The sequence below is a fragment of the Halobacillus hunanensis genome, assembly GCF_900166655.1.
Taxonomy (GTDB): domain Bacteria; phylum Bacillota; class Bacilli; order Bacillales; family Halobacillaceae; genus Halobacillus_A; species Halobacillus_A hunanensis.
Genome location: NZ_FVZB01000006.1, coordinates 690,625 through 708,945, shown reverse-complemented (window position 1 = coordinate 708,945; position 18,321 = coordinate 690,625). Strand labels below are relative to the sequence as shown.

Here is an 18,321-nt window from a genome sequence, read left to right as displayed (position 1 = left end):
CATGAAAATGTTTTCTGAAAAAATGAAAAAAAGAAAACTCACTCCGACTTTACAATTAGCACAATCAGAATGTGGGCTATGTTGTGTTAGAACGATTCTGGAGGCTTATAATTACCAAACTTCAATTACAGAACTCAGACAAGTTAAAGAGCCTGGAAGAGACGGTTTAGGATTGCAACAACTAAAAGAGTTGCTCTCTCATTTTGGAATGAATGCCAAAGCTTATCGAATAAAAGACACGAGGGCATTTACAGTAATGGACTTTCCAATCATAGCCTTTTGGAAAGGGTATCACTTTGTTTGTATCGAGTCGTATAGTGAAGATGAAGTAATAATCATGGACCCTTCAATAGGGAGGATATCAATCTCCCATTCAGAGTTTTTAGAGAATCTTGAAGAGTATGTGCTAGTTGCAAAACCTGGAACAGATTTCGAAAACCGTAGCGTTAACAACCTTTCTCGATGGAAAAAAGACTATATTTGGCCATCTAATATGATAAATCTATATGTAAAAATAGCTTTATTAAGCATTGTGTTAGTTGGAATGACATTAGCGATCCCCATATTCACACAACTGTTAATTGACAATGGGCTTGGCGATGTCACTTCCTTTGCTACAATACTTGTGTCTCTCATAATAGCAATGGTTATTATGATAGGACTGAATTTTCTCAGGACCTCCTTCTCCATAAAAATAATTTATCGTTTTAGTTGGCATCTTATGGGAGGGGCCTTTACACGTGTTTTATCGCTCGCAGCAAAGTATTTTACAGTAAGGGCTCCTGGTGAAATTATTTATCGGCTTAACTCCCTTACACGAATACAGGATGTTTTAGGAACGACACTAGTACAGGCATGTCTTGATTTGATAAGTAGTGTAGCCATATTAGGATATATTTTTTGGATATCACCGATACTTGGGACAATGGTACTGTTGTTTATTGTATCAACCTTTGTTTTTCTGGTTATTGGTCAGTCTTACGTGAATTCTGCAACGGATAAAGAACTGCATGAGGGAACTAATGCACAGAGCATACAGTTAGACGCTGTGGTTTCCATAAATAGCGTGAAACTAGGAGGCTATGTCCAATCCTATATCAATGACTGGAAGCAGCGATTCAAAAGATACTTAAATGCAACAAGCCATAGAATGCGTATCCAGCAAGGAATAATAGGAGCGATATTATCCGGAATACAAGTATTTGCTCCTTTAATTATTCTTGTTACTAGTATATATATGGCAGAATTAGGTTTCTTGACACTTGGACAAGCAATTGCGGTTCAGTCAATTGTGTCATTATTGTTCGTCTATATGAATTCAATTTTCACAACTGCATCTGAAATTATGGTGGCAGTGCGATATATTGTTTTAGCTGAGGATATATTTGAATATCCCAAAGAACACTCTCGTGAAACTTCAAGGGAAATGGATTCAGGATCAGTATCTATGAAAAATCTTAGTTTTAGTTATACCTCCGATGACATTCCGGCCGTTAAAGATATTAATTTGGATATTTCTGATGGAGAAACGATAGCTCTAGTTGGGGTATCTGGGTCCGGGAAGACTACTCTTGGGAAGGTAATAAGTAGTTTATTTAAGCCTACTAGTGGTTCTATATATTTTGGAGGAATGGAGTATCATGACTATAATCTTGATACATTAAGAGATTCAATTAGCTATATTCCTCAAGAAGCACACTTGCACAATCGAACTATAATGGAAAACCTCAAGCTGGGCAGTAAACGTACGGAATCAGAAATACTAGAGTTTTGTGATTCATTAGGATTTTTAGATTTTATTGGCAAGTTTCCTATGGGTTACAACACAGTAATATCAGAAACTGGAGCAAACCTATCTGGAGGACAAAGGCAACGTATTCATATAGCGAGAATTTTACTTCAAACACCCAAATTACTAATAATGGATGAAGCGACTTCATCACTTGATAATATTTCACAAACAAATGTTTATAATGCATTATCAAATATTAAATGTACAAAAGTTGTTATAGCACATCGGTTTGCAACTATTCTAAATGCTGATCGTATTGTAGTTCTTGAAAATGGATGCATTGTAGAAAGTGGATCTCATGAAGAATTAATTAATAAAGATGGCTTGTATGCTGAATTGTTTAGTGCAGAGCTTGAAAAGGAGAGTTTACAATGCAGTTAGTATCAGAGAGACTAGTCCATGCTGTGGAGAGTTTTTTTTCAGATGAAATAGAAAAGACGAATTATAAGGTAAAAGAAAACTTATCTAGGCAAGATGTTGTAACGCATGCTGAGATAGCATCTATGGACTGTTTACACACATTATTGGAATTTCACGTGTGGAGACTATGTCATAAAACTTTTGTATATGAACTTCACAAATATCGAGAAAGTTTATCTTATCCGGCTAATCCTTCATCATCAAAAATATTTGATCGATATGTCAGCTTAATCGATAAGGAACTCATAAGCAATTGGTTTACAAAATATGATTTTTTACGAAAAATGGTAACACAATCAGTGAATAATACTTGTTCTTTCATTGAAGATGTGTCCCACAATTTCAGCCGTGATGCCACTTTACTCTTATCAAAAGGTTTAATTAGTAGAGGATCAAAATTACAAGCTATTACACCTCTTGAATCCGATCCTCATAATGGTTCAAAAGTTAACCTTTGCTTGGAATTTAAATCGTCAAAGAAGATTCTATATAAGCCTCGGTCTTTAGAGATTGATGTTTTAATAGATGAGCTTTTTTCTGACACATTGAAATTTGATACTCTACAGAACTATTCACCAGTTCCTCGAACGGTTAATCGAGGTAAATATGGTTGGCAAGAGTTTGTGCAGCATACACCCATAAGCCAGTCAGAGACTGGCAGTGCTTATTATAACCTAGGTTTATGTGCGGCGGTGTTTAGCTGTTTGGGGGCAACAGATTTACATGATGAAAATATTATTTTTAATGGGATATTTCCTTATGTTGTAGATTTAGAAACCAGTTTACAACCGAAATATGGTCGTAGTCATTCCCTCCACGAATCAATGGAGGAAATGATTTCCCATTCAATTGCTAATACGTCAATAATTCCAGCTAAGCAATTGACACTTCCGCATGAAGTGTTAATTGGCGCAATCAATACGCCCTATCCACAAGTAACCAATGAAATGGTCTTTACATTGAAAAATCCAGGGACAGACGCTGTAGATTTGGCTAAGGAAAAGATTACTGTTGAACGGACAACTGTACCAATAACGTTAACTGATAATCAAGCACCCGATCCACTTCCATTTCAAGAAGATTTCCTAAATGGTTACTCAGATGGATATGAAAAGATGATGGATAAACGTGAGCAAATTTATTCTAAGTTAACTGATATTGAATGTTTAATGAGAGTAGTTATTAGACCTACAGTTCAGTATTACTTTATGCTTGATGCATGCCTATTTCCTGAGAATTTAGTTGACGATGCCTCAATTAATCAAGTGCTAAAATATCTAAAACCCCCTAGGTTAATTAGGGATTCTGAAATAGCTAAGAAAACGTTGGAAGAAGAAATTCGTTCTATAAAAAATGGAGATATCCCACACTTTTCCATAAAGGCAAATGATAAACGTTTATACTCAATGGATTTTGTTTCAAATGAGATATTTGATGTGTCACCAGCAAATAATGCAATTAAAATGTTAGAGGAGCTGTCACAAAAAAGATTATTACATGATAAGCGCTTAATTGCAGAAGGATATTCTGATATTAGAATACATGAGGCAGATCATAAAAAAACTGATGATTTGGGCTATCAATCTCCTCTCTTTTCAAATGTTTTGCGAAAGGTAACAAAAGATAATCCCGATCCTTTGATTGAATTAATAAGGTCTTTATCAATTACTACCAAAACAGATAATGCTCAAACTGGATGGATTGGAGGGGTATATGGAAATATACCTATATCCTATGATTCTACCGCTTTAATTTCGCTTCATGATACCGGAGGCATCCTTTTTCTCTTGGAGCACATGACAGAGTATGAAAAAACAGTCACCTCTCCAGAGAACATCAATCTTTTTAATCAGGCTAATAAAGGTTTAAAATCTCTTCGTCATGCATTTTCTTCACAATTAGAATCTGCACCAATATCGATAGTATCAGGATATAGTTCTTTGGATTTCATATTTAACCATAATTCGAATAGGGTAAAAGGAATAGAAGAAATTGCAATGCATTTTCAATCAGAGGAAACTCCGCGTGGCGATATATTTATCGGCCCAACAGGGATAGGTCTCACGTTAGCATCATTTTCAGATACACCGAATCAGATTTTAAGAGAATTGGAATCTAAAATTTGCATTGAAAATCCCTCAACTATGTTATCTAGTGATGGATTAGCACATGGGAACTTAGGAGTTATCTGGGCCCAATTTAGATTATCTTTTGCTTTAAAAGATATTGAAGGGTGTAAGCGTTTTTTTAAAAAGGCTTCACAAATATCCTTTCCGAATACTGTTAATACTGCAGGTTGGTGTAATGGAAATGCTGGTTTGTTAATGGTCCTAGCTGAAATGGCAAGTGCATTAAACGAACAATTAGATCTATATGAAGTAGCTAAGAAATCAACAGCACTGCCAAAAGATAGACCTATAGATTTATCTATATGTCATGGGGCTGCTGGGGTACTTCAATCTCTACTGTTTGCATATGAGGCTCTTGGAGATTCGTGGTATCTATCACTTGCAAATCAGTATTGGGAAACTGTATTAGATTTGGCTAATAATAATGGATTTTATACTGGAGAGAAGAATAGAGACTACCTTTTGGGATACTTCCTCGGTTGGAGTGGAGTAGCTGATTCAGCTCTTCTGTTAAAGATGTATAACAATGGTGACCCCGCTTGGTTTCCACTTAATCTAAGCTCTGTTTCATATCAACAAAATAATATATATAAGGAGCATTCCTGTAAGGAGGAATTTGAGGAGATATCAAAGTAGAGTCCGGATACATAAAAAAGCCCCTTTGGTACGATAGAGAGTGTTTAGTACCAAAGGGGAACATCTACTAAGGATTCCACATAAATTGAGGGCTTAGCGCAAATGAACGGATTTCGGGGGTGGAACAGACCACAGCCATCAAAGGTGTCAGCCTCATGACGGTGGTAGTTTTGAGGACTATTATCGTTATTAGTCCATGAACCACCTGACCGGCAAGCAATCGTTTATGGTGTTAAGCCGAATTTGATGAAATACCTTTATGTATTAGGCTTCATCATTGATTAATTTAAAAACAGGAGAAAAGCGAAGATTATATAAGTAGTAAAATTGAGTTTTAACAGGGAGGATATAGAGTGCGCTCATTAGTGGCAATTAATCCGAGTAAGAAGGATTCAATGGATTACACAGAATTAGGAACGGTTAAGTTTGGACAAGAAGATATACTGTTTGGAACGATTGAATTAGATCAACCTACTTTCGACACTGAACATCCGAAAAATAGTGAATATGTATTAGTAAGAGTAACAGCTTTTTCATGCAATTACCGTGATAAAGCCCTATTAATCGAAAACTACAATTCAATCAAGAGTTCTGACCGATTGTTTGTTCCATTTGGCTCAGAATTTAGTGCAGATATTGTTGCTGTTGGTAGGGACGTGCATGAATTTAAGGTCGGGGATAGTGTGATGTCTGATTGCTCATACCCTGATAGCGGAAAGCAAGGAGTTTTACCCGGTGTAGCTACAAATTTTGCATCGATGGGTTGGTTGCGTCTCCATAAGAAAAAGATAATAAAAAAACCAAAAAGCCTAGGTGATAGAGAAGCTGCTTGTTTTTCGTTGGGATCCCAAACTGCGTCAGGGATGATAAGCCGCTCTGGAATACTTGCTAATGGTGGAAATCCGTTAGTATTAAGTGCACGGTCAAACACATCACTATTTATTATTCAACAGTTACTCTCTCATGGCATTACTCCACTTTGTTTGTCAACGTCAGATTGGAGTGATGAAGAACTACAAAAAATACATCCTAGCCGCGTGGAATCAGTAAGTAATGCTATTAATAGTGCGTCAAATGATATAGTCAAGCAGAAGATCACACATGTTTTTGACCCATTTTTCGATATGAACATCGGCTATGCATTACATTACTTACAAACTGGTGGGACATATGTTACTTGTGGGGTACGAGATCAACATCCATTATTGTCCAATGACACTCCAAGTGATGCGGAGCCTATGGTCAGAGGAGCATTAGAAATGAGTATTGTTAAGAATGTTTCTATTTTGGGAAATTGCCTAGGGTCAAGAGAAGATTTAGAAAGAGCAATTCAGTTACAAAATAGAACGGGTATGAGAATAATCATTGATCAGGAATATGAACTAGAAAAAGGTGTGGATTTTGTACAACGCTCTTTTTTTGATTCCTCCCGATTTGGAAAATGTGTTCTAATTCTTTCAAAATAACTTTTAATAGGAGGGAGTCATCGTGTCAACAATAAAATGGATTTTACTAATTTTTTTATCTACAAGCATTGGTGCATTTGTAAACCGGATAATGGAGAATATAAATATAAATATTTGGTTATCTAGAGGCATTGGTTGTCTCGTTTCAGTAATCGTCGCGCTTCTTCTATACAAATACTTCACTAGGGGATAATTCTCTGAGGTATTGATAACTTTTTGAATGAAGGTTTTCAATAAGAGCTTATAAGCCGTTCGTAAATGTGAAATTCTACGCTATTGTATCTTGCAATTTTTCTTTGCAAGATACAATAGATAACCGAAATTAATTTGACACGGATCTTCTCTGAGAAAGATTGTAGAGCCAGAAAGCTGCATGGAATGTCACACGGTATGAATACCCTTCTTTTCTTGAATTATCACCCTCATTCGAATCCGTTACTTAGTATCTTTTTCTAACAATAAACTTACCTCTTGGATCTTATTTGTAATTATCATCAAAAACTCATAGTTGCTAACCTTTAGTTTGAAAATGTCTTGAGACTTTATTAGCCATTTTAATGATTGATTATATTTTTGCATTTTCTCAAAATTTAGTCCTATTTGGAAATACAATTCACCTAGGTCCGAAATAGATTCCATATTTCCACTATAATATATACCTTCTTGACAATATTTTATAGACTCTTCATAGCTTCCTTGAATAGTTAAAACCTTCGACAAATTGTAATAAACTTTGGGAAATAGAGATGAAATGGATAAAACATAAGGTGAAAGTTTTTCTTTGGTAGCTAAAATCAATTTGAAAGTTTCGATGGACTCTTCTAATAAATTCTCTTCTGCATATAAAATGCCTTGACTATTCAAGATTTTAACATCCTGATATGAAAAGATAAGATTATCCGATATATTTAAAGCTTCTTTCAAAAGATCCATTGCCAGTGTGAAATCATTACTCAAATAATATTGACATACACCTTCAGCCCATAAGAAAAACTGTTTGACCTTTCCACTTTCAAAAGAAGTGTTCCCTTTCTCTAATTCAATAATTTTCCATGCTTCAGTATAATTACTAGTTTCAACAAGTTTTATCAACTTGGATTCTATTTTTTTGAAGTGGGGAAATTTAGGGTATTCAGACATAAGCAATAAACCATCTAATGTAATCCCCAATTTCTCTGCCACTTGTCTTAATAAAATCGAATTAGGAATATTAGTTCCACTTTCTATTTGACTGATTAGAGATTGGGTACATATACCATCGGAAAGTTCCTTTTGTGAGATACCTAAATAAAGCCTTAAATCTTTAATAGTACTTCCAATAGATAGTTCAACATAAGGATCCATTTTTAACACCTCAAATAGAAAATTTTCATACGATACATATTTTACCACAATGCATTTACTCATATATATATAATGTGTGCACAATAAAAATCACACATTAAGGTACCCGTTTTATAGTATAAGTATTTTAATATTTGGAAACATCTCAAGTAAAATATGGTATATTTTTACTTAGAAATCAACTATATTGACTAGGTAAATTAGAATTTAAATCAAAACAAATAAAGGAGTGGGGTAGATTGAGAAAGTTATTGATATTCTTCAACTTACTATTAGCCTTAATAACCTTTAGTGTATTAGACAATAGCTACAGCAACATTTCTGAAGTAAGCACAGCTTTTAAGATTCACGAGGTAGATTCAGATGTTTCACTATATGATGATCTTCCATTCAAACACTAATTTCAGACGTGATTATTGATCAAATAAATAAACTATTTGTGACTTTTGATAAGCCAGTTTGTACAAAAGCTTTTTAATTTTCGTTAAAGGATAGAAGCACAAAGTACATTTTTAAGGTTACCTTTAAATCGTTCGTAACGGAACTTTCATTTTTTCATTATAATGCGAGATAAAAGAAAGGCCCCTATTATTGTAGCCTGAACTATACCCCGAATAATAGGGGCCTTTCTAAAAATATGTAGACGGCGCTTACCTTGATTACAGGAAAGCGCCACTATTTATATGGTTTAACTGTTCTTCCAAGGAAAATGTGAAAGAGTATATTTTTTTACTTACCCTTTCTTTTCCGGGTGAAGACGGGCAAACTGTAATAGCGCATATTCGGGGTGAAAAATATCAAGATTTGATGTTAGTGACAGACCAAAGCGATACGAAAACCAACGGGAAAGGTGTCGTTATTAACCTAACTGTAAAAGACATTAATTCTTTTTCAGATAAAGCACTTAAATTTGATGGGGAGATTATAGAAGGACCAATTGACCGCCCTTGGAATGCTTGAGAACTTTTACTGAAAGATCCAAATGGTTATCTAATAACACTTTTCACGGGGATGGGTAAAGAATTATTAACAGCAAGAGATTTTGAATGACAAATACAAAAGCTTTACTTGGATTGTTGTGTTCTAAACCTTCATATTAAAATACTTTTGTAATCCGTCATGCCCTCTTTCTGTTACTTTGACCGCACGGCTAGATGGATGCTTTTCTATCCAATTTATCTCAAAGAGCTTTGCAGCAATGGCATTACCTAATGCGCCTGCTAGGTGATGTTGTCGTTCACTCCAATCCAAGCATACTCTGGAGAAGGAACGTCGTTTTTGGCGTAGTTTAGAAATGTCCAGTCCAAATTCCTCGAAAAATCTTTCTCCTTTTGAAGAAACAATGAATTCCTTTTCAGCTTTTTCAATTAGTCCTTCTTGAAGCATGGACTCGGTCAATCCCACCCCTAATTCACCAGCTAAATGGTCATAGCAGGTACGCCCGGATTTAAGTGCCTTCATTTGTATGGACTGATTCAATGAACGTATTTCAGGCGGTCTGGAGAGCGCTAGGAAAGATTCTAAAATTTGAGCAACTTCTCCATCAATAATGTGATAGTACCTGTGACGACCGTGTTTTTCCATAATGATTAGATTGGCTTTCATTAACTTTGATAGGTGAAAACTTGCCGTTTGCTGCTTAATCCCTGCCATGTATGCCAATTCAGTGGCCGTATGAAAACGTCCATCCATTAGGCTTGTCAAAATTAACGATCTAGAAGGTTCTCCGAGAATGGAGGCAACCTCTGCTACATTAGGACTAGCGTTCATTTTAGCTCCCCCTCGTTTACAAGCATACTTCGATCATAATGGAAAATTCTTATAGTCACAATATTTTCTTTTAACATCCATATTTCGATCAATGTTGTAGTTTTACAGAATTATACTGTATATATCATTTTGTAGTTCTAGCAGAGGAACTTGTTAGAGTACCTAATGGTCTAATACAGGAGGGGATATAAATGATCCAAAATAGCATGTCACAAAGAGACCAGGAAATTAAGCCAAAAATCCTTTATTACGGAACTCCCGTAATTTTACTTAACACTCTAAATGAAGATGAAACGACGAATATTACGCCTATTTCCTCTTCTTGGGGGCTTGGCGATTGTATTGTATTAGGGCTTGGTCTTGGAGGAAAAGCCATTGAGAACTTGCAAAGGGATCCGGAAAGTGTGGTTAACATTCCAGACCCTTCGTTATGGGAAAATGTTGAAGCACTAGCACCTTTCACGGGCCGCAATCCAGTTCCAGAATATAAACTGGATTCAGGGTTTAGCTATGAAAAGGACAAATATAGGGCAGCAGGGTTAACACCAAAGGAATCTAAAACGGTAAAGCCTTCTAGAATCGATGAGTGCCCCTTACAAATAGAAGCAATAGTGAAAAATATTAGAATTCCAGAGCATAATCCCGTGTTTGGTATTGTAGAAGTACAGGCTGTCCATGTACATGCTCATAAAAATATTGTTATGGACCAGCATCATGTTGACCCAAGGAAGTGGAGCCCGTTAATTTATAATTTTCGTCATTACTTTGGACTTGGTGATGAATTAGGGAAAACATTTCGTGCAGAAACTTAAACAAGCTACTTAAGATCGTGATCAGATGAACTTTTCTAGTAAACAAATATGGTTGAGCTATGGTTTCGTTAATAATAGCTGCTAGAAGCTTGATGCTCAGTTCAAGGTAATTTATCTTGTAATCAAGTCTTAATGAAAAGGGCGCTTATCTTAAATAAAGGTAAGCGCCAATCTTACATATAAGGGCCAGTTTGTTGATTTTCCTGAAGAAATCCTATGTACTCGTATGTGGTAAGCTAAAAAACCAATGAGAAAGGAGTTTTTGCATGGGGAAAGTTGTTATTGATATGTCCATTTCACTTGATGGGTTCATCACTGGACAAAATGATAACCCCAAGCAACCTTTAGGAGATGCAGAGGTTTTACATAATTGGTTGTTTTCGGGGGATCAAGCCAGTCAGGTAAATGAGTTTTTTAAGCTTTCTGAAGTAAATCGAGTAGTATATGATAAATCTCTAAATAATGCTGGAGCCATGATCGTTGGACGAGGGACGTACGATATTGTCAATGGGTGGGGAGGTAGTCATCCTAATAAAGGCGTTCCAGTATTTGTTGTGACGAATAGGGATCCCGAAACAGTTCCACAAGGTACAACACCCTTTACGTTTGTATCAGATGGTGTCGCGTCGGCTGTTAAGAAAGCTAAAGCTGTATCGGGTGATAAGGAAATAGGTGTTGCAGGTGCGAGTGTCTCACAACAATGCTTGAAAGCAGGTCTTGTTGATGAAATATTTTGCATATTGTTCCTGTTATTTTGGGAAAAGGAAAGCGACTCTTTGAAGAATTTACATCACTTGAAATTGTTGAAGTTATAAATGCGTCTGATGTGACACATATTCGGTATAAAGTTATTCAATAATAGACAGATGTGACATTGTTTGGGCTATACTCCCTAAACGAGCGCTTTAATGGAGGATAGAACTTGTTATTTATCAATTAAAATAGGAAGGGATGTCATGAAAAAATATTTTCTTGCAGTGACGTATGATGTTTGTGAACACAACGAGTTATTCGAACATATGAACGAGTATCCTCTTGAATCATCTGTTGATATGGAGAACCAGGTAAGGAATTTTGCTAAACTGGATGTTGCTCCATTGGTACAAGTTTATAAGTCAGAAACAAGTGACTTTCAAGAATTAAAGCTGCACAAGGAATTTAAATTTAAGGAATATGAGTGCGGTTGCAATGAAGAGACTCCAAATGATGAAAGTTAGTGAATAACTGTTTGTTTTATTCAATAAAAGGAAACGTTTATCGAATAACTCGCTTTCATTTAAGGGACATTTAACTTAATAGAGGGTTTCTTAGAACTTAAAACAACTCCTGTGTATCAGAAACTGCATAAAGGTCAAGTCTTGAAAGGGAACCTGTGTTCCTTTATGTTTGTATCTAAAGACCTTATAAATGAATTAAAGTTCTTTGAAAGTAGGTAGATATACAGTGAAGATTGACACACCTAAGATCCCTGAAGATCTAACCGAGAGAAGATTTACAGATATTTTTTACGAAGAAGATCCAGAATTTGAAATGTGTATGGTTACCGATTCAGAATTTGATAACGAGTCCATAGATCGATTACGACTTTATCAAACAGTTGTCAAAAACTGCAACTTTGTTAATACTGACTTTAGCAGAATTGATCTTACCGATGTGTGCTTTAAGAATTGTGATTTATCCAATGCTAATTTGGGTAATGCCTCCATGAATCGAGTTGAATTTCTTAATTGTAAGTTGCTAGGCAGCAACCTGGCAGAGTCTTATATCGGTAATACAAGATTTGGGGGATCCATTCTTAATATGGTTATGTTCGGTAACTCAAAACTTGAAAAGGTGATTTTTGATGATGCTAAGTTAGAAAGCGCTGACCTTTTTGACTGTAAGCTTAAAAAAGTAGAATTTCTTTCATGCAATCTTAATGGCGTAAGCTTTGAAGAGACATCATTAAAAGGAATTGATATAAGCTCATCTGATTTTGATTCTTTAATTGTTTCAGTAGAGAATTTAAAAGGGTGTAAAGTATCAACGTCTCAAGCGATACAATTTGCTTCGTTATTAGGTCTGAAAATTCAACGTTAAATCTTAAGTAATCGGGCGCACTGATAGTGAGGAACATATAAGATGACTAAGATTCGTAACGCATTTACTTTCTTCAGTAAAAAAAACTGAATGTGAATGATAAATAAGGCGATCAATGACCACCTCTGTTAATATGAGATCCTCAAAGACGCGATTCCATTGTGCACATAACACACCCGACATTATAAAGTGAATAAAAACTTGCAGGCTGTCGAGACTTTCTCGACAGCCTGAGAAACTTCCCATCATTTTTTTGGCTCTAGATCAATTCTTCACCGACGTGTTCTTGGTTGTTTCTCTACTTTCCTATCATGTTGCTGTGCGTTTTTATTTGAAAGCTTTTTGTTTCCTTGAGCCATGATTTTTCACTCCCCTCACTTTTAGTATTTCGAAAACCAGTCATTTTATTGATTGAAATGCAAGAAAACCTTAAGACCTAATAATTTGAGGGCTTTAGCGGAATAAAAATAGAGCTTAAAACCAAAGTGGCAGTGTATAATTAGGGTACTAAATCAAATATGAAAGGAAGAAGCCTTAAATGAAGCAGATTGAATTACAATTGTATGACTATAACGAATGGGCAAATAGACAAATTTTCGACCGCCTAAAAGAGCTGCCCAAGGATGTTTATCGTCAAGAAGTTCAAAGTGTATTTCCATCAATATCTCATGTTTTAGCCCATGTTTATCTTTCTGATCTTGGGTGGATAGAAGTGTTTTCGGGTAAAAGTATGGATTATTCATTGAGGCTGCAAGAGGAACTAAAAGAGGAGACAGTCTCAAAGGGAATGGAAGAAATGGAAGCTATATTTCTTAAACTGTCAGAACGGTACAAGTTGTTCCTAAGTAAAATGGAAAACACAGACAAACCGCTTGTGATTGAAAACCCGAATGGTGACTTGATGGAAACAAGTGTGTTTGAGCAAGTGCTTCATGTTGTGAACCATGGAACCTATCACCGTGGTAATATCACTGCTATGTTAAGGCAGATGGGGCATTCTTCTGTTCCGACAGATTATGGTCTTTATTTATATTTAAAACAAATGAAGAATAAAAAAGAATGAATGTCGTTTCCGAATGGGCGCTTATCTTGAATAAAGGTAAGCGCCAATCCTAGATATAAGGACTGTTTTCTTGAGTAGATTGAATTAAAATGTAAAATATGGATGTATCTGGATTAAGACTCTTTGGGGGAGGATGTTCAATATTGATTACTGAACTTAACACGAGAGAATTTTATAAATGTAAAAGTTTACTAAATGAAAAAGGTAATTTAGAAGTTAAAGGAGTAATTGAAGGAGTAAATCCTGGTCGTATATTTGTCGATAATAGCGATTCTCCTAAAACTGGACTGATTTGGTTAGACAATAATGATGGGTTTTTCTTTATTGGCGATGAAGAGAATAAGGTGTTTAATACTTGTATAAACGATTTTGTTGATAAAATAATAACTCCTGAAGCAAAGAAACTTCAAGAAAACTATTTTATAGGAATTGGTAATCACCCAGGATGGAATAAGACTATAGAAAAAATCTTTGAACATCGTCCATTGAAAATGACGAATCAAAGAGTATATGAGCTGGAAAAAAGTAATTATAGGGAAAAGAATAACCCTTCAATTTGGACCAGAATACAAAGTTTTTAAAATAAAGAAAGCTCTGTATGAAAATAACGATCATTCATTTGATAACATTGAATTTGTACGCTCGAAAATATTAGAGTTTTGGCCTTCCCCCGAAAGCTTTTACAACAGGGGAATAGGCTATTGTATTGCTTACAATCATAAGATTGTGAGTGTATGTTTGTCGGGATTTGCATTTGAAAATATGCACAGTATAGATATAGAAACGTTAAAGGCTCATCAAGGGAATAATTTAGCTCAAAAGATTGCCCACTATGTTGTAAAAGAAGGTATGAGCAATGATATAGTTCTGTACTGGGATTGTGAGGAGGCAAACAAGCCCTCTAATGCAATCGCTCAGAATATAGGTTTTACAAATGTGTTCAACTATGTAGTGTATATTTTTCCATTTGAGTAAAATACATATTAAGCTAAAGGAAAAGTTCAACACGATTAATCAATAATAAAGTCAATTTAACTTGGCATGCAGGAGAGAAGAAAATGACAAACGAACAGCGACGAATTAAGGACAAAGAGTGTAACAGGGAAGGAGCATAACCTTAAGTCACTGCTCCTCCCTGATGTTTTTCTTTATTTATCTGAATCCGGATTGTCCTTTTTTTCATCAACTGTGCCTATTTCCTCAGCAGCTTCCATTTCTTCTTTCCACCATAATGCAACTTTTGGATTTTCGACAGCTTCTTTATATTCGGACTTCGAAGCTACTGTCGGGTATGAACCTTTCAGGGATTTTCCTGACGTGTTACTGAAAAAGAATGCGATCACTAAGAATCCGATGATACTAACGATTGTGAGATAGAACCCAGGTGCTAAGCTATTTCCTGTTTGGTAAACTAACCATGTTGCAACTAATGGAGTAGTTCCGCCAAATAATGAAACGGAGACATTAAAGGTCACGGCTAGTGTTCTATAGCGAATATCTGTTGTGAACATCGTTGGTAATGATCCAGGCATTGTACCTTCATAAGTTGAAAGCAAAACACCTAGAATGAGGATTCCTAAAGAAATAAACACTAAAGAATCCAAGTTCATTAAATAAAATGCTAGCGCAGATAACAGCGTTAATCCGCCTAAACCAATCAGGAAAACAGTTTTGTTTCCAATATTATCACTGAGCCTTCCAAACATTAGAGCCAGCGGTACCATAATAACCATTATAATTGTAATGATTACGGTTCCAGTTGTACTGGATAATCCAATAACCGCACTTAAATAAGAAGGCATGTATGATAGTAACATGTAGTTTGTAATATTAAAGAATGCGACTGCTACAAAACATACAAGAACATCTTTTTTATGATTTTTTAAAATAGACAGGAAGCTCTCCTCTTCGGTTTCATCATCGGCAATTTCATTTTCAAAAATCGGTGTTTCTTCTAAACTTCTTCTTAAATACAACCCAACAAACCCTAAAGGTAAACCGAGTAGGAATGGTATTCTCCAGCCCCATGAGGCCATCTGTTCATTTGATAAAATCATAAAGAGTGCACTTGCAAGTAGTGAAGCTAATATAAAACCAGCGAGCGTGCCAATTTCCAATCCACTTCCAAGCATGTTACGTTTATTGTCTGGGGAAGATTCCGCAATATAGACCATTGCACCAGCGTATTCACCACCAGTTGAAAAACCCTGAATAATTCTGGCTATTAATAAGAGTATAGGAGCCCAAATACCTATTTGATCATAAGTGGGTAATAAACCGATTAGTAATGTTGAAGCAGCCATTAAAATAATTGTGGTCGTTAAAACAACTTTTCTTCCTGATTTATCACCGATTTTACCAAATATAACACCGCCTAGCGGGCGCATTAAGAAGGCAATCGCAAATGTTGCAAATGTGAAAACCAATTTAAGCTGATCATTCTCAACACCGGTAAAAAAGTTTTGACTAATAATAACAGCCAAATATGAATATAAGCCAAAATCAAACCATTCCACAGCGTTTCCTATCCCTGTAGCATACACGCTTTTCTTAGTTTGTTGAAAATCTACAACGTTGATCTTTTCCTTGTTAAATTTCACTTTTTCATGTCAACTCCTCAACATGGTATATACTTATACAAAATAAAGACAAACGGGCTATTAGTCAGGTTGGATCTCTTCATCATAATTACCGTTTTATTATGTACTTTCGATTCCTTTTTATGAAAAGTTTAATTGAGCCTTTTGTGAGATTTAAATTTGGACAACACATTTAGGAGGATATAAAGTGAAGGTTAAACGAATTGTTGCCAATATTGAGGCGCAGGAAATGTCTAAAGCAAAATTCTTTTATGGGGAAGTACTCGGACTTGAACAACTGATGGATATGGGATTTATTGCAACATACGGTTCGCATGAGAAAATGGACACTCAAGTTAGTTTCCTTTCAGAGGGGGGATCTGGGACACCTGTGCCAGATCTATCGATTGAGGTCGATGATCTTGATGACGCGCTAACCCGCATACAAGAAGCAGGGATTTCAATTGAGTATGGACCAGTCGAGGAATCATGGGGAGTTCGGCGATTTTTTGTAAGGGATCCATTTGGGAAGCTCGTTAATATTCTTATCCACCTGTGAATGAAAGAGTTTATAGGTTGAGAAAGCCGCATTTTAGGAAAATGCGGCTTTACTTTAGAATAAAGCAAATGACTTTATTCTTACTTAACTTAAAGGGCTTTCAAATCCCCTTAAGCATAATTTGCTAGGAGTCTCTAAGAAATATTACCTCCAAAAGTTCGTATATTCTGCTTTATCCCGAATGTTAAATTCAATTATTTTCTCAAGCAATTCATAATCGACGGGCTTATTCCAAGGGATGCGAAACAACCCTTTAGTCGCACTGTAGTCAGCTTGTGCAATGTCGTCTGCAAATTGCGTAATGCCTGCTTCTTCAGGAGAAATGCTCATATGATGCTTCGCCGTTGAAAGACCAATAATAAACGTGCCGTGATCGGAAAACATTGGCGTATTCCACTTGATGTGTGGTTCTAAATTTGAGAATGTATCAATAATCCACACCAAAATTTCCTCCGTTCGTTCTCGGTGGTCGGAATTATCGATACCGGCTAAATATCCTGCAAAAACTTCAATATTTTCCTCCTTAAAAACTGTCTCATTCAGAGAAGCTTCTATTATCACTCTTCCTTCAAACAACCTTTAGAAGCACTCAGATCCTCTAATCAACTTTATCTAACTGCACTGCCACTTATCAGATTGTTTCTTGCTTCACTATACTCATTATAAATTTTGTCAACATAATCTGCTGTACTCGTAATGTCTTGAACAGCACCGATGCCTTGGCCGCTTCCCCAAATATCTTTCCACGGCTTAGCGTCTTCTCCTCCAAAATTCATCTTGGATGGGTCACTCTCAGGAAGGTTATCAGGATCCAATCCTGCTGCTTGAATGGATGGTTTCAGATAATTTCCGTGTACACCCGTGAAAAGATTGCTGTAGACAATATCATCAGATGTAGAGTCAACGATGGATTGCTTATACTCTTCAGAAGCACGGGCTTCATGCGTGGCAATGAAGGGAGAGCCAATATAAGCATAATCAGCCCCCATAGCTTGGGCGGCTAAAACTGAACTACCCGTAGCAATCGATCCAGACAAAGCAAGAGGCCCGTCGAACCATTGGCGGATTTCTTGAACTAGGGCAAAAGGGCTCTTTACACCGGCATGACCGCCAGCTCCTGCCGAAACGGCAATTAATCCATCTGCACCTTTGTCGATGGCCTTGTGCGCGAAAGTATTATTGATAATGTCGTGCAGCACAATTCCTCCATAGCTGTGTGCATGATCATATACCTCCTCCCGCGCACCTAAAGAAGTTATGATAATCGGAACTTTGTATTTCTCGCACAATTCCATGTCGTGTTCTAACCGTTTATTAGACTTGTGAACAATTTGATTAATCGCAAATGGGGCAGCAGGACAATCTGGATTTTTGGCGTTATAAGCTGCAAGCTCTTCTGTAATTTCTGCCAGCCATTCATCAAGTAAGGATCCAGGTCTGGCATTTAGGGCAGGCATCGATCCAACGATTCCTGCCTTACATTGCTCGATCACTAGCTTAGGATTACTAATAATAAATAATGGCGCCCCGATTACAGGGATACGCAAATTCTGAAGAATTGACGGATTTTCTGACATGTGTTATTCCTCCATTCCATTTATAGGCATACGAGCCTTATGTATTTAGTAATAACTTTTTACGAAACTAGGAGCTGGGAAATGGTTCGCGATAT

16 protein-coding genes and 1 pseudogene are annotated in these 18,321 nt (G+C 36.3%); 12 read left to right on the top strand and 5 right to left on the bottom strand.

The features are described 5' to 3' along the window. Window position 1: 1 nt before the first annotated feature. The 3 genes from B5354_RS09110 (at window position 2) to B5354_RS09100 (ending at window position 6,443) form a co-directional block, all read left to right on the top strand. Window positions 2–2,173, top strand: coding sequence for a peptidase domain-containing ABC transporter (locus tag B5354_RS09110; protein ID WP_079528020.1), 2,172 nt, complete (start codon window positions 2–4; stop codon window positions 2,171–2,173). Then, window positions 2,164–4,977: a type 2 lanthipeptide synthetase LanM gene (gene lanM, locus B5354_RS09105; RefSeq protein WP_079528018.1), complete on the top strand. Its 2,814-nt coding sequence runs from the start codon at window positions 2,164–2,166 to the stop codon at window positions 4,975–4,977. The genes B5354_RS09110 and lanM overlap by 10 nt, the downstream gene beginning before the upstream one ends. Window positions 4,978–5,330: 353 nt before the next feature. Then, entirely contained in the window at window positions 5,331–6,443 is a 1,113-nt protein-coding gene (locus B5354_RS09100; protein ID WP_079528016.1) for an alcohol dehydrogenase catalytic domain-containing protein, read from the top strand. A 435-nt stretch (window positions 6,444–6,878) separates the two neighbouring features. Here the strand turns inward: B5354_RS09100 and B5354_RS09095 are convergent, their stop codons facing one another. Next, window positions 6,879–7,787: a helix-turn-helix domain-containing protein gene (locus tag B5354_RS09095; protein ID WP_176142451.1), complete on the bottom strand. Its 909-nt coding sequence runs from the start codon at window positions 7,785–7,787 to the stop codon at window positions 6,879–6,881. 239 nt (window positions 7,788–8,026) lie between these two features. On the opposite strand from B5354_RS09095, the gene B5354_RS20480 reads away from it, so the two are divergent. Further along, window positions 8,027–8,188, top strand: coding sequence for a hypothetical protein (locus B5354_RS20480; RefSeq protein WP_176142450.1), 162 nt, complete (start codon window positions 8,027–8,029; stop codon window positions 8,186–8,188). Between the two features lie 310 nt (window positions 8,189–8,498). After that, a complete protein-coding gene (locus B5354_RS09090) occupies window positions 8,499–8,747 on the top strand; it encodes a hypothetical protein (RefSeq protein ID WP_079528012.1) in 249 nt (82 codons plus the stop codon). 123 nt (window positions 8,748–8,870) lie between these two features. Here the strand turns inward: B5354_RS09090 and B5354_RS09085 are convergent, their stop codons facing one another. After that, window positions 8,871–9,557, bottom strand: a complete 687-nt coding sequence (locus B5354_RS09085; RefSeq protein ID WP_079528010.1) for an ArsR/SmtB family transcription factor — start codon at window positions 9,555–9,557, stop codon at window positions 8,871–8,873. Window positions 9,558–9,748: 191 nt separating this feature from the next. Here B5354_RS09085 and B5354_RS09080 point away from each other — a divergent pair, with 191 nt between their 5' ends. The 6 genes and pseudogenes from B5354_RS09080 (at window position 9,749) to B5354_RS09055 (ending at window position 14,486) form a co-directional block, all read left to right on the top strand. Continuing rightward, on the top strand, window positions 9,749–10,369 hold the full coding sequence (locus B5354_RS09080; protein ID WP_079528008.1) for a flavin reductase family protein: 621 nt from the start codon (window positions 9,749–9,751) through the stop codon (window positions 10,367–10,369). A 266-nt stretch (window positions 10,370–10,635) separates the two neighbouring features. Then, window positions 10,636–11,184, top strand: coding sequence for a dihydrofolate reductase family protein (locus B5354_RS09075; protein ID WP_245804745.1), 549 nt, complete (start codon window positions 10,636–10,638; stop codon window positions 11,182–11,184). 141 nt (window positions 11,185–11,325) lie between these two features. Next, on the top strand, window positions 11,326–11,586 hold the full coding sequence (locus B5354_RS09070; RefSeq protein WP_079528007.1) for a hypothetical protein: 261 nt from the start codon (window positions 11,326–11,328) through the stop codon (window positions 11,584–11,586). Window positions 11,587–11,812: 226 nt separating this feature from the next. After that, window positions 11,813–12,448, top strand: a complete 636-nt coding sequence (locus B5354_RS09065; RefSeq protein WP_079528005.1) for a pentapeptide repeat-containing protein — start codon at window positions 11,813–11,815, stop codon at window positions 12,446–12,448. 538 nt (window positions 12,449–12,986) lie between these two features. After that, on the top strand, window positions 12,987–13,511 hold the full coding sequence (locus B5354_RS09060; protein ID WP_079528003.1) for a DinB family protein: 525 nt from the start codon (window positions 12,987–12,989) through the stop codon (window positions 13,509–13,511). A gap of 143 nt (window positions 13,512–13,654) precedes the next feature. Next, window positions 13,655–14,486: pseudogene (locus B5354_RS09055) on the top strand (GNAT family N-acetyltransferase). A gap of 173 nt (window positions 14,487–14,659) precedes the next feature. On the opposite strand, the gene B5354_RS09050 reads toward B5354_RS09055, so the two are convergent. After that, window positions 14,660–16,111, bottom strand: coding sequence for an MFS transporter (locus B5354_RS09050; RefSeq protein ID WP_079528001.1), 1,452 nt, complete (start codon window positions 16,109–16,111; stop codon window positions 14,660–14,662). Window positions 16,112–16,298: 187 nt separating this feature from the next. Here B5354_RS09050 and B5354_RS09045 point away from each other — a divergent pair, with 187 nt between their 5' ends. Then, window positions 16,299–16,649 (top strand): VOC family protein, encoded by a 351-nt coding sequence (locus tag B5354_RS09045; RefSeq protein WP_079527999.1) that lies wholly within the window; start codon window positions 16,299–16,301, stop codon window positions 16,647–16,649. 144 nt (window positions 16,650–16,793) lie between these two features. Here the strand turns inward: B5354_RS09045 and B5354_RS09040 are convergent, their stop codons facing one another. Together B5354_RS09040 and B5354_RS09035 are read right to left on the bottom strand one after the other, a co-directional pair. After that, on the bottom strand, window positions 16,794–17,162 hold the full coding sequence (locus B5354_RS09040) for an iron chaperone (protein WP_079529127.1): 369 nt from the start codon (window positions 17,160–17,162) through the stop codon (window positions 16,794–16,796). Between the two features lie 95 nt (window positions 17,163–17,257). Further along, window positions 17,258–18,226, bottom strand: coding sequence for an NAD(P)H-dependent flavin oxidoreductase (locus B5354_RS09035; RefSeq protein WP_079527997.1), 969 nt, complete (start codon window positions 18,224–18,226; stop codon window positions 17,258–17,260). Window positions 18,227–18,321: the final 95 nt, after the last annotated feature.